A 12,119-nucleotide genomic window follows, 5' to 3' on the forward strand; every position below is an offset into this window, starting at 1 on the left:
GTTTTACAAGTTTTGATTGAAGCGCAAGCTTCGTCATTTTCAAGAGCTATATCAAATTCTTTGGAGAGTTTGATCCTGGCTCAGGACGAACGCTGGCGGCGTGCCTAATACATGCAAGTCGAGCGCAGGAAATCGGCGGAACCCTTCGGGGGGAAGTCGACGGAATGAGCGGCGGACGGGTGAGTAACACGTAAAGAACCTGCCCTCAGGTCTGGGATAACCACGAGAAATCGGGGCTAATACCGGATGGGTCATCGAACCGCATGGTTCGAGGATGAAAGGCGCTTCGGCGTCGCCTGGGGATGGCTTTGCGGTGCATTAGCTAGTTGGTGGGGTAATGGCCCACCAAGGCGACGATGCATAGCCGACCTGAGAGGGTGATCGGCCACACTGGGACTGAGACACGGCCCAGACTCCTACGGGAGGCAGCAGTAGGGAATCTTCCACAATGGACGAAAGTCTGATGGAGCAACGCCGCGTGAACGATGAAGGCCTTCGGGTCGTAAAGTTCTGTTGTAAGGGAAGAACAAGTGCCGCAGGCAATGGCGGCACCTTGACGGTACCTTGCGAGAAAGCCACGGCTAACTACGTGCCAGCAGCCGCGGTAATACGTAGGTGGCAAGCGTTGTCCGGAATTATTGGGCGTAAAGCGCGCGCAGGCGGCCTTTTAAGTCTGATGTGAAAGCCCCCGGCTCAACCGGGGAGGGCCATTGGAAACTGGAAGGCTTGAGTATAGGAGAGAAGAGTGGAATTCCACGTGTAGCGGTGAAATGCGTAGAGATGTGGAGGAACACCAGTGGCGAAGGCGACTCTTTGGCCTATAACTGACGCTGAGGCGCGAAAGCGTGGGGAGCAAACAGGATTAGATACCCTGGTAGTCCACGCCGTAAACGATGAGTGCTAGGTGTTGGAGGGTTTCCGCCCTTCAGTGCTGAAGCTAACGCATTAAGCACTCCGCCTGGGGAGTACGGTCGCAAGGCTGAAAACTCAAAGGAATTGACGGGGACCCGCACAAGCGGTGGAGCATGTGGTTTAATTCGACGCAACGCGAAGAACCTTACCAACTCTTGACATCCCCCTGACCGGTACAGAGATGTACCTTCCCCTTCGGGGGCAGGGGTGACAGGTGGTGCATGGTTGTCGTCAGCTCGTGTCGTGAGATGTTGGGTTAAGTCCCGCAACGAGCGCAACCCTTGTCCTTAGTTGCCACCATTCAGTTGGGCACTCTAAGGAGACTGCCGGTGACAAACCGGAGGAAGGTGGGGATGACGTCAAATCATCATGCCCCTTATGAGTTGGGCTACACACGTGCTACAATGGACGGTACAAAGGGCAGCGAAGCCGCGAGGTGGAGCCAATCCCAGAAAGCCGTTCTCAGTTCGGATTGCAGGCTGCAACTCGCCTGCATGAAGTCGGAATCGCTAGTAATCGCAGGTCAGCATACTGCGGTGAATACGTTCCCGGGTCTTGTACACACCGCCCGTCACACCACGAGAGTTTGTAACACCCGAAGTCGGTGAGGTAACCGCAAGGAGCCAGCCGCCGAAGGTGGGACAGATGATTGGGGTGAAGTCGTAACAAGGTAGCCGTATCGGAAGGTGCGGCTGGATCACCTCCTTTCTAAGGAAAATGCCCATGTGGCATTGCCCATCGTTCAGTTTTGAGAGACCAAATCTCTCGACAAATCAAATTATGAGGGCCTATAGCTCAGCTGGTTAGAGCGCACGCCTGATAAGCGTGAGGTCGGTGGTTCGAGTCCACTTAGGCCCACCATTTTTTTGAGAATTCCCTTATATGGGGCCTTAGCTCAGCTGGGAGAGCGCCTGCCTTGCACGCAGGAGGTCAGCGGTTCGATCCCGCTAGGCTCCTCTTTGTTCTTTGAAAACTGAAGATTCATCAAGACATCAAACCAAGAACAATATGCATGGTCCGTTCGGACCGTGTGTCTTAGAGACGCTAGATCAAGGTAGAAAGGGCGTACGGTGGATGCCTTGGCACTAGGAGCCGATGAAGGACGCGACGAACAGCGAAATGCTCTGGGGAGTGGTAAGTGCACTTTGATCCAGAGGTATCCGAATGGGGGAACCCACCGCCGGGAGACTGGCGGGACACCCGTGTGAATACATAGCACGGCGTGAGGCAAACCCGGGGAACTGAAACATCTAAGTACCCGGAGGAAGAGAAAGAAAATTCGATTCCCTGAGTAGCGGCGAGCGAAACGGGAACAGCCCAAACCAGGAAGCATGCTTCCTGGGGTTGTAGGACACTCTATACGGAGTTACAAAGGGATAGGATAGGTGAACGACCTGGAAAGGTCGGCCAGAGAAGGTGACGGCCCTGTAGCTGAAATCTTATCCCCTCCAGAGTGGATCCTGAGTACGGCGGGACACGTGAAACCCCGTCGGAATCCGGGAGGACCATCTCCCAAGGCTAAATACTTCCTAGTGACCGATAGTGAACCAGTACCGTGAGGGAAAGGTGAAAAGCACCCCGGAAGGGGAGTGAAATAGATCCTGAAACCGTATGCCTACAAGTAGTCAGAGCCCGTTAACGGGTGATGGCGTGCCTTTTGTAGAATGAACCGGCGAGTTACGATGGCGGGCAAGGTTAAGCTGATGAGGCGGAGCCGCAGCGAAAGCGAGTCTGAATAGGGCGCATCAGTCCGTCGTCGTAGACCCGAAACCAGGTGATCTACCCATGTCCAGGATGAAGGTCAGGTAACACTGACTGGAGGTCCGAACCCACGCACGTTGAAAAGTGCGGGGATGAGGTGTGGGTAGCGGTGAAATGCCAATCGAACCTGGAGATAGCTGGTTCTCCCCGAAATAGCTTTAGGGCTAGCCTCGAGGTGAAGAGTTCCGGAGGTAGAGCACTGATTGGACTAGGGGCCCCCACAGGGTTACCGAATTCAGTCAAACTCCGAATGCCGGCAACTTGTACTCGGGAGTCAGACTGCGAGTGATAAGATCCGTAGTCGAAAGGGAAACAGCCCAGACCATCAGCTAAGGTCCCAAAGTGTATGTTAAGTGGAAAAGGATGTGGCGTTGCACAGACAACTAGGATGTTGGCTTAGAAGCAGCCACCATTCAAAGAGTGCGTAATAGCTCACTAGTCGAGTGACGCCGCGCCGAAAATTTAACGGGGCTAAACATACCACCGAAGCTATGGATTCCGTAAGGAATGGTAGGGGAGCGTTCCAAGCAGCAGTGAAGCGGTATCGTGAGGAGCCGTGGAGCGCTTGGAAGTGAGAATGCCGGTGTGAGTAGCGAAAAGAGGGGTGAGAATCCCCTCCGTCGAAAGCCCAAGGTTTCCTGAGGAAGGCTCGTCCGCTCAGGGTTAGTCTGGACCTAAGCCGAGGCCGAAAGGCGTAGGCGATGGACAACAGGTTGATATTCCTGTACCGCCGTACCACCGTTTGAACGATGGGGGGACGCAGAAGGATAAGGTAACCGTGCGACTGGAAGTGCACGGACAAGCAGCGAGGCCGTCGGGTTGGCAAATCCGCCCGGCACACAAGGTTGAGCTGTGATGTGGAGCCCGTAGGGCGAAGTACCGGATTTCACGCTGCCAAGAAAAGCCTCTAGTAAGGAGGTCGGCGCCAGTACCGTAAACCGACACAGGTAGGCGAGATGAGAATTCTAAGACGCGCGGGATAACTCTCGTTAAGGAACTCGGCAAAATGGTCCCGTAACTTCGGGAGAAGGGACGCTTATGGCAACATAAGCCGCAGTGAATAGGCCCAAACGACTGTTTAGCAAAAACACAGGTCTCTGCTAAATCGCAAGATGAAGTATAGGGGCTGACGCCTGCCCGGTGCTGGAAGGTTAAGGGGATGTGTCATCGCAAGAGAAGCACTGAACCGAAGCCCCAGTAAACGGCGGCCGTAACTATAACGGTCCTAAGGTAGCGAAATTCCTTGTCGGGTAAGTTCCGACCCGCACGAAAGGCGTAACGATTTGGGCACTGTCTCAACGAGAGACCCGGTGAAATCATAGTACCTGTGAAGATGCAGGTTACCCGCGACAGGACGGAAAGACCCCATGGAGCTTTACTACAGCCTGATATTGAGGCTTTGTACGCGATGTACAGGATAGGTGGGAGTTTGTGAAGCCGGAGCGCCAGCTTCGGTGGAGACATCCTTGGGATACCACCCTTTGCGTATAGAGTCTCTAACTCGCAGCCGTGATCCGGCTGGAGGACCGTGTCAGGCGGGTAGTTTGACTGGGGCGGTCGCCTCCTAAACAGTAACGGAGGCGCCCAAAGGTTCCCTCAGAATGGTTGGAAATCATTCGCAGAGTGCAAAGGCAGAAGGGAGCTTGACTGCGAGACCTACAAGTCGAGCAGGGACGAAAGTCGGGCTTAGTGATCCGGTGGTTCCGCATGGAAGGGCCATCGCTCAACGGATAAAAGCTACCCTGGGGATAACAGGCTGATCTCCCCCAAGAGTCCACATCGACGGGGAGGTTTGGCACCTCGATGTCGGCTCATCGCATCCTGGGGCTGGAGTAGGTCCCAAGGGTTGGGCTGTTCGCCCATTAAAGCGGTACGCGAGCTGGGTTCAGAACGTCGTGAGACAGTTCGGTCCCTATCCGTCGTGGGCGCAGGAAATTTGAGGAGAGCTGTCCTTAGTACGAGAGGACCGGGATGGACGCACCGCTGGTGTACCAGTTGTTCCGCCAGGAGCATCGCTGGGTAGCTACGTGCGGACGGGATAAGTGCTGAAAGCATCTAAGCATGAAGCCCCCTCCGAGATGAGATTTCCCTTTGAGCAATCAAGAAAGACCCCTCAGAGACGATGAGGTAGATAGGTCATGGGTGGAAGCACGGCGACGTGTGGAGCTGAATGATACTAATCGGTCGAGGCTTTGATCTAGAAACGGTTTGAACTTGATGAGTCTTCAGTTTTCAGGGAACAATTCCCTTGTCTGGTGGCGATAGCGAAGCGGCCACACCCGTTCCCATGCCGAACACGGAAGTTAAGCGCTTCAGCGCCGAAAGTAGTTGGGGGTCTCCCCCTGTGAGGATAGGACGTTGCCAGGCCATATGAAGGACGACCAAGCACATGCTTGGTCGTCTCTTTTTGTATAATTTATGCGTACGGTGTCGGATAAGGAGGATTTTCACATGACTCGAAAGCCTAAAAATAATCCATTCACGTTTATGGAAATGCTTGAACAGCACGTTCGGGAAGGACGTGTGTCGTTTCATGTGCCAGGTCATCATAACGGGACCGTGACAGATGATAGCCTCCCGACAGCATTTAATAAAATCATGCCGTATGATTTAACCGAACTTGCACATCTGGATGACCTTCATCACGCTGAAGGGATTATCCAGCAAGGTGAAGAGGCTCTTGGGACCCTGTATCAAAGTAAGAGTAAGTGGTTAGTCAACGGATCGACCGTTGGCAACTGGAGCATGTTAGCTGCGACAGTCAAACGAGGTGAGCGGGTATACGTCCAGCGAAACTCACATAAATCAGTTTGGAACGCAATTGAATGGTTGGGCTTAGAGCCGATTTTATTAACTCCTGAACTAGAACGGGGCAGCGGTCTGCCGACGGTCGTTTCCCTTCGTACTGTCGAAGCGGCAGTTACGCAATATCCCGGAGGAAAAGCGTTACTGCTTACGTCCCCGACTTACTATGGGGATATGGCAGATGTACGGGCAATCAGTCGTTTTCTGCAGACGTTAACGATTCCCTTACTTGTAGACGAGGCGCATGGGGCACACTTGATTCATCCGAATCTTCCAAACCGCTCAGCGATTTTTGAAGGTGCGAGCGCTGTCGTCCAGTCCGCCCATAAGACACTCCCGGCATTCACGATGGGGGCCTGGATTCACTATAAGGAAGATATTAATGAATCGCGTTTGTTTCATGCGCTTTCTTCCTTCCAAACGTCTAGTCCGTCTTACTTGATTATGGCGTCTCTTGATCACGCTCGAGCTTATCTCGAAAATTTGAGTGACCGAGATTGGTCACTGATTCAAACGAGTCATTTAGCTTTTATTATGGAAATGAGACGTGCCGGTTTCACGATAAAAGTGGGCGACGATTTCACAAAAATGACGGTACTGACTTATCCGAAGAACGGTTTGATTTTTAGTAGACATCTATCTTCGATTGGAATTGATATTGAGCTTGCGGCCGAGGACCATGTGTTATTCTGTCTGCCGTTCCGGGAATTAAAAACGCAAGAGATCCATCATTGGGTGAAGCTGATTAAAAATGCTTCTCAGCATGTCCCGTTCATTGACGAGGATGAAACAATTTATCCGTTTCCGATGACGGAGCCTGTTTCGCGCCTTCATCTTATAAAAGAAGATACACACGTCGTGCGCCTTCCGTTCGATGAAGCGATCGGACGCGTTGCAGCTGAGACGATTATCCCTTATCCGCCAGGGATCCCTTGGATTTTAAAAGGTGAGACCGTGACGGATGAGAAAATTCGTGTGTTAAAAGAGTGGATTTCGTTGGGACGGAACCTCCAGGCGAACAGACATGTTATGATAAAACAAATTGATGTTATCGTAGAGGAGTTTTAAACGTGAAAGGTATGTTCATCACTGTCGAAGGTCCAGACGGGTCTGGAAAGACGACGCAGTTGCAATTGCTGGCTAACGCCTTGACTAAAAAAGGGTATGAGGTTGTTATGACACGAGAGCCAGGAGGAACGAAAGTCGGGAATAGCATCCGGGAAGTGCTATTGTCTCCAGAGCATGACGAAATGACACCACGCACCGAAATGATGCTGTATGCAGCGTCTCGTGCACAAAACGTGGATCAGGTGATTCGTCCGGCCATCGACCGGGGTGCCATCGTTGTTTGTGACCGGTTTGTCGATGCATCCATCGCGTACCAAGGGTATGGTCTTCAGTATGACTTAGAGCAAGTCGTGTCGCTCAATAAGTGGGCGACAGCTGGAGTCACACCCGATTTGACTTTCTTATTCGACTTAAGTCCAGAGCAGTCGAGTCATCGCATGAAAGAACGCGGGCAGTTAGATCGAATCGAGAGTCGGGACGAGGCGTTTCATCAACGCGTCTATGAAGGCTTCTTGACGTTACTTCAACAAAATCCTGGCCGAATGGTCCGAATCGACGCAAGCCAGACGATTGAACTCATCCAAGATGAAGTGTTCGATATCACGATAGAACGACTACACGAAAGAGGAGTGAACGAATTATGAAAATGGTAATCGCAATCGTACACGATAAAGACAGCGCGCGTTTGTCAGACGCTTTAATTGAAGAGGATTTTCGAGCGACGAAATTGGCTACGACCGGAGGCTTTTTGAAGGAAGGCAATACGACGTTCATGATCGGTGTCCCGAAAGAACGCCTTGACGATTTGCTAGGTTTGATCAAATCGAACTGCTCAAGCCGCGATCAAATGATTACGCCAATCTCGCCTATGGGTGGACATGCCGATTCATACATTCCGTATCCTGTTGAAGTCCAAGTTGGCGGAGCGACTATTTTCGTCTTGCCGATTGAAGGATTTCATCAGTTTTAATGGGAATGGTCACACATATGCGATTCCAAGAGTTGACTGAATCACAGAAAGTCGTAGCAAAAGTGATTGAGAATTCGATTGCCGCTCAAAAAATCGGACACGCCTACATTTTTTCGGGTGACTATGAACCTTATCTGATTGAAACGGCCCAATTATTTGCCAAGGCACTTTTTTGTGAAATGCCGAGCGGGGCTGAACCTTGTGGTGTTTGCCGAAACTGTAAACGGATGGATTCTGGCAATATCGTCGACTACATGGAAGTCGAACCGGACGGGGCCAGTATCAAAAAAGAACAAATCCAGCAGCTATTGAGCGACCTGTCATTACGGGGAGCCGAGGGCGATCGTCAAGTATATGTGATCCACCAAGCGCATAAGATGACGACGCAAGCAGCGAACAGTTTATTAAAGTTTTTTGAGGAACCCGGTGTCGGCAAACTCGCTATTTTGGTGACGACGCAACCTCAACTGCTTCTACCGACGATTCGTTCACGGGCACAACACTTAGTATTTCGCCCGATTGATCGGGTTCGCCTTGCTGAAAAACTGGCAGAAGAGATGCAATGCACGAACGATTTGGCACGTCTTGCCCTGACCGTCTATCCGAAATGGGACGATGCGCGCGAGGCACTTCACAACGACTGGTTTGTACAGGCGTACGGGCTAGTGGTACAATTAGTTGAAGTATTGACAAAACGGCCGCAAGAGTTGCTTTTGTTCGCCCAAGAGAAGTGGCTCGGTCACTTCAAAGGGCGCAATGAACTCCGAGTCGGCCTCGAACTGTTCGAAAGTTGGTTGGAGGAAGCTCTCCACTTCAAAGTTCGAACCGATTATGTCCCGGAACTGTTCACGAAAGAGCAGCCGTTATATACGGCTTTCGTAAATGATCGTCCGGTACACAAAATCGTCCATGCCATCGAATTCGTTCATGAAGCGATTCGACGGCTCGAGGCAAACGTCAATCCTCAATTAACGTTCGAACGGTTAACGTTCGATTTGCAGAAGGGATAGGAGAGCGTGCTTGAAGTAGTTGGAGTCCGTTTTAAAGAAGCGGGAAAAATCTATTACTTTTCACCAGGCGAAGCAACGCTTGAACGTGGAGACCATGTCATCGTCGAGACGGTGCGGGGAATCGAATACGGTGAAATCGTCCAAGTTGGTAAACAACTAGGTGAAGACGAAGTCGTCTTGCCGTTGAAAACGATCCTTCGTGTCGCCGATCAAAAAGATGCCGAAATCGTTCAAGACAACCGATTGGCAGCTGTTGACGCTCACGCCGTCTGTGAAGAAAAAATTCGCGAACATCGACTTGAGATGAAATTAGTAGATGTTGAGTATACATTTGATCGTAATAAAGTTATTTTTTATTTCACGGCTGAGGGGCGCGTTGATTTTCGCGAGCTTGTTAAAGACTTAGCGAGCGTGTTCCGGACACGGATCGAACTCCGACAAATCGGGGTGCGGGATGAAGCGAAGCTACTCAGTGGAATCGGTCCTTGTGGTCGAGTGCTGTGTTGTTCCTCGTTCTTAGGCGAGTTTGAACCGGTGTCCATCAAGATGGCCAAGGATCAAAACCTTTCCTTGAACCCTAACAAGATCTCCGGAGTATGCGGTCGTCTCATGTGTTGTCTCAAATATGAGAACGATACGTATGAAGAATTGAAACGAGACTTGCCAGACGTCGGGAAGCGAATCAAAATTCCAGAAGGTGATGGACGTGTCGTCGGTCTCAACATCTTGGATCAGTTGATTCAAGTCGAATTGAATGACCGGACTCGTGTTGTGACGTATACGATCGATGAACTCGTCGAAGTCGGTGCGGTCAAACGAAAACCGTTGAAACAGTGATGGGGTGCTGAGCAGTGGAGAGAATGGATAAAAAAGAAGTTATGATGCGGGTCGATGCCATTGAGCAACAGATGTACGTGTTGACGGAGCATTTAAGCGTGCTCAAAGAACAACTCGCCTATTTGCTTGAAGAAAACCAACATATGTATCTCGAGAACCATCACCTGCGTGAAAAGGTTGAGCAACTTGCAGAAGTCGAAACCCCTGATGGCGATCCGCAAATCGCTTTGTCCGGAAAAGGACAGAACAACTTGGCGGCGCTCTATCAGGAAGGGTTCCATATTTGCAACTTGCACTACGGACAAGTCAGAAAAGATGGCGATTGCCTCTTTTGTATGTCGATGTTAAATAAGCATTAATCGGGGGCGATAGACGGAGGAAATCTCTGTCCGTCGCCTCTGTTGTTATATAGGAGGGAAACAGCGTGACTGTAAAACAAGGGGAGCGCCTTGACGATTTGCTTGGACGCCCCGGTAAAATCATCCAAAGTGATGATGTCTTTTCATTCTCATTGGATGCGGTGCTACTCGCCGAATTCGTTTGGGTACCGATTCAACAAGGAAAGTTGGTCGATTTATGCGCTGGCACCGGCGCAATCCCGCTCTTTTTATCTTATCGGACGAAAGGGACGGTGACGGGCGTCGAGATTCAGCCCCGGCTCGTCGACATGGCGAATCGCAGCATTGAGGTGAACGGTCTCGAAGAGCGGCTTCACATCATCGAAGGAGACGTGAAAACGGCCGCCTCCATTCTCGGCCATGCCCGTTATGATGTTGTGACGTGTAACCCGCCTTACTTTCTGGCCAATGAGACGTCGCTTCGCAATCAAAATGAGCACCATACGATTGCTCGTCATGAAGTTCTCTGTACGCTCGAAGATTGCATTCGTTCGGCAAGTCAGCTTGTGAAGCCAGGCGGGAAAGTCGCGTTCGTCCATCGGCCGGAACGGTTGCTCGATATCGTCACGCTCATGCGGGCATACCGCATTGAGCCGAAGCGGATGCAGCTCGTCTACCCGAAGGCGGGACGAGATGCGAACACATTACTTATAGAGGGGTCTAAAGATGGAAAACCAGGACTCACGATCTTACCTCCGTTTATCGTTTATGAGGAAGATGATACGTATACGAAAACGATGCGAGACATCCTCGATGCGTAACTATTATGCGTATATTCTCGAATGCAGTGACCAAACCTACTATACCGGTTACACGACCGATATCGAAAAACGGGTCACTGTGCACAACGCCGGTAAAGGTGCGAAATATACAAGGGCGCGTCTTCCGGTCAGTCTTCGATACGTCAAGTCGTTCGAGACGAAACAGGAAGCGATGCGGTATGAATGGTCGATCAAACAATTGACCCGCGCTCAAAAACAGCAGCTGATGGAGGGGACGACCAATGAATTCACAGAAAAGTTATCAAACTGAGGGGCCGACGCTTTATGTCGTACCGACACCGATCGGCAACTTAGAGGACATGACGTACCGGGCCGTCCGCATCATGCGTGAAGTCGATTTGATTGCGGCCGAAGACACACGGCAAACGATGAAACTATGTCGTCATTTCGAGATCGAGACGAAATTGGTCAGCTATCATGAGCACAATAAGCAAGTGAGCGGACCCCGTTTAATTGAAGACATTCAAAACGGTAAGTCTGTCGCCGTCGTATCGGATGCGGGCATGCCTGGTATTTCAGATCCGGGGAGTGACCTCGTCCGACTCGCAATCGAGGCGAAGCTGCCAGTCGTCGTCTTGCCGGGTGCGAACGCGGCACTCACGGCACTCGTCGCATCTGGCCTTGCGACAGAACGGTTCTTATACTACGGGTTTTTACCTCGTAAAAAGAAAGAGCGGACCGAAGTGTTGGCTTCCCTTCAATATGAACCGGGTACACTCATCTTTTATGAGGCGCCGCATCGGTTGAAAGAGATGTTGACCGGGGTGAAGGACGTACTCGGTAATCGCGAAATCGTGCTCGGTCGAGAGTTGACGAAAACGTTCGAAGAGTTTTTAAGAGGCACGGTTGAAGAGGCGCTCGCATGGTGCGAGGGCGAGGTGCGTGGCGAATTCGTCGTCATGGTGAGCGGCTCTACAGAGTCGGCACCGACGAGCGACTGGTGGGAAGCGCTGTCGCCTTTAGAGCATGTCGACCGGTACATCGAAGACGGACTCAAACCGAACGCGGCCATTAAGCAAGTCGCGAAAGAGCGTGGCTTGGCACGAAGCGAAGTCTACGATGCGTATCATCAAGTCGACAAAAAAGAGTAAGCAAGGATTCCCTCGCTTACTCTTCGCTGTAGTAGTTCTCGAGCATGTTTTTCAACTCGACGAGAACGCGCTGTGCGCCTTCAGGTGAAAGGATGAGTTTTCCATCAGCCAACTTGAAGTTGTCGTCAGATACTTCGCCTGTCACTTGGCATGTCATGTTCGGTTTGTATTTTTTTAAGATGATTTGTTCGTTGTCGACGTAAATTTCGAGTGCGTCTTTTTCAGCGATACCGAGTGTCCGGCGCAATTCAATTGGAATAACGACGCGGCCGAGCTCGTCAACTTTCCGTACGATACCTGTAGATTTCATTTTATGTTTCCTCCTCCAATGATGTCGAAATCTCATGGTGACATGAATCGTCAAAATTCGACAATGTAGCTTCAGCAAAAAGCATACTAAACTTTCCAATTGCAGTCAACTGCTTACTATTGGAAATACACATTTTTCGAAAAATGACGATAAGGGAACGATATACACCTAAAAT

General features: G+C 51.0%; 10 protein-coding genes, 2 tRNA genes and 3 rRNA genes. 14 read left to right on the forward strand and 1 reads right to left on the reverse strand.

Translation table 11 applies throughout. The features are described from left to right. The first annotated feature begins 57 nt into the window (after nucleotides 1-57). From A6395_RS07910 to rsmI, 14 genes are all read left to right on the forward strand, one after another. Nucleotides 58-1,620: ribosomal RNA gene (locus tag A6395_RS07910) — 16S ribosomal RNA — on the forward strand. A 76-nt stretch (nucleotides 1,621-1,696) separates the two neighbouring features. Beyond that, nucleotides 1,697-1,773: transfer RNA gene (locus A6395_RS07915), tRNA-Ile, on the forward strand. Between the two features lie 23 nt (nucleotides 1,774-1,796). Further along, a tRNA-Ala gene (locus A6395_RS07920) sits at nucleotides 1,797-1,869 on the forward strand. Between the two features lie 90 nt (nucleotides 1,870-1,959). Next, nucleotides 1,960-4,873: ribosomal RNA gene (locus A6395_RS07925) — 23S ribosomal RNA — on the forward strand. 51 nt (nucleotides 4,874-4,924) lie between these two features. Continuing rightward, nucleotides 4,925-5,040 (forward strand): 5S ribosomal RNA (rrf, locus tag A6395_RS07930). The 16S, 23S and 5S rRNA genes sit together here with 2 tRNA genes alongside, the layout of an rRNA operon. A gap of 51 nt (nucleotides 5,041-5,091) precedes the next feature. Continuing rightward, nucleotides 5,092-6,546: an aminotransferase class I/II-fold pyridoxal phosphate-dependent enzyme gene (locus tag A6395_RS07935; RefSeq protein ID WP_233589731.1), complete on the forward strand. Its 1,455-nt coding sequence runs from the start codon at nucleotides 5,092-5,094 to the stop codon at nucleotides 6,544-6,546. Nucleotides 6,547-6,548: 2 nt separating this feature from the next. Then, entirely contained in the window at nucleotides 6,549-7,190 is a 642-nt protein-coding gene (gene tmk / locus A6395_RS07940) for a dTMP kinase (protein WP_071398623.1), read from the forward strand. Continuing rightward, nucleotides 7,187-7,516, forward strand: a complete 330-nt coding sequence (locus tag A6395_RS07945; protein ID WP_070329395.1) for a cyclic-di-AMP receptor — start codon at nucleotides 7,187-7,189, stop codon at nucleotides 7,514-7,516. The genes tmk and A6395_RS07945 overlap by 4 nt, the downstream gene beginning before the upstream one ends. A 5-nt stretch (nucleotides 7,517-7,521) precedes the next feature. Next, nucleotides 7,522-8,526: a DNA polymerase III subunit delta' gene (locus tag A6395_RS07950; RefSeq protein WP_233589730.1), complete on the forward strand. Its 1,005-nt coding sequence runs from the start codon at nucleotides 7,522-7,524 to the stop codon at nucleotides 8,524-8,526. Between the two features lie 6 nt (nucleotides 8,527-8,532). Further along, nucleotides 8,533-9,363, forward strand: coding sequence for a PSP1 domain-containing protein (locus A6395_RS07955; RefSeq protein WP_070329394.1), 831 nt, complete (start codon nucleotides 8,533-8,535; stop codon nucleotides 9,361-9,363). Between the two features lie 23 nt (nucleotides 9,364-9,386). Further along, nucleotides 9,387-9,722 carry a DNA replication initiation control protein YabA gene (gene yabA / locus A6395_RS07960; RefSeq protein WP_016510808.1) on the forward strand — a complete coding sequence of 112 codons (336 nt, stop codon included), beginning with the start codon at nucleotides 9,387-9,389 and terminating at the stop codon, nucleotides 9,720-9,722. Between the two features lie 65 nt (nucleotides 9,723-9,787). After that, on the forward strand, nucleotides 9,788-10,522 hold the full coding sequence (locus tag A6395_RS07965; protein WP_071398624.1) for a tRNA1(Val) (adenine(37)-N6)-methyltransferase: 735 nt from the start codon (nucleotides 9,788-9,790) through the stop codon (nucleotides 10,520-10,522). Beyond that, nucleotides 10,515-10,793 carry a GIY-YIG nuclease family protein gene (locus A6395_RS07970; RefSeq protein ID WP_016510809.1) on the forward strand — a complete coding sequence of 93 codons (279 nt, stop codon included), beginning with the start codon at nucleotides 10,515-10,517 and terminating at the stop codon, nucleotides 10,791-10,793. Before A6395_RS07965 ends, A6395_RS07970 begins: the two co-directional genes overlap by 8 nt. Beyond that, nucleotides 10,765-11,634 carry a 16S rRNA (cytidine(1402)-2'-O)-methyltransferase gene (rsmI, locus tag A6395_RS07975; RefSeq protein WP_070329392.1) on the forward strand — a complete coding sequence of 290 codons (870 nt, stop codon included), beginning with the start codon at nucleotides 10,765-10,767 and terminating at the stop codon, nucleotides 11,632-11,634. The genes A6395_RS07970 and rsmI overlap by 29 nt, the downstream gene beginning before the upstream one ends. A gap of 16 nt (nucleotides 11,635-11,650) precedes the next feature. Here rsmI and A6395_RS07980 read toward each other — a convergent pair whose 3' ends face one another. Further along, nucleotides 11,651-11,944 (reverse strand): transition state genes transcriptional regulator AbrB, encoded by a 294-nt coding sequence (locus A6395_RS07980; RefSeq protein ID WP_070329391.1) that lies wholly within the window; start codon nucleotides 11,942-11,944, stop codon nucleotides 11,651-11,653. Between the last annotated feature and the right edge of the window lie 175 nt (nucleotides 11,945-12,119).

Origin of the sequence: Exiguobacterium sp. SH31 (assembly GCF_001816105.1) — a bacterium.
GTDB lineage: Bacteria > Bacillota > Bacilli > Exiguobacteriales > Exiguobacteriaceae > Exiguobacterium > Exiguobacterium aurantiacum_A.

Bases quoted from the DNA above. Each gene is read 5' to 3' on its own strand.
- rsmI (WP_070329392.1), top strand. From the start codon at position 10,765: ATGAATTCACAGAAAAGTTATCAAACTGAGGGGCCGACGCTTTATGTC.
- A6395_RS07970 (WP_016510809.1), top strand. From the start codon at position 10,515: ATGCGTAACTATTATGCGTATATTCTCGAATGCAGTGACCAAACCTAC.
- A6395_RS07950 (WP_233589730.1), top strand. From the start codon at position 7,522: ATGGTCACACATATGCGATTCCAAGAGTTGACTGAATCACAGAAAGTC.
- A6395_RS07945 (WP_070329395.1), top strand. From the start codon at position 7,187: ATGAAAATGGTAATCGCAATCGTACACGATAAAGACAGCGCGCGTTTG.
- A6395_RS07980 (WP_070329391.1), bottom strand. From the start codon at position 11,944: ATGAAATCTACAGGTATCGTACGGAAAGTTGACGAGCTCGGCCGCGTC.
- yabA (WP_016510808.1), top strand. From the start codon at position 9,387: ATGGATAAAAAAGAAGTTATGATGCGGGTCGATGCCATTGAGCAACAG.
- A6395_RS07935 (WP_233589731.1), top strand. From the start codon at position 5,092: ATGCGTACGGTGTCGGATAAGGAGGATTTTCACATGACTCGAAAGCCT.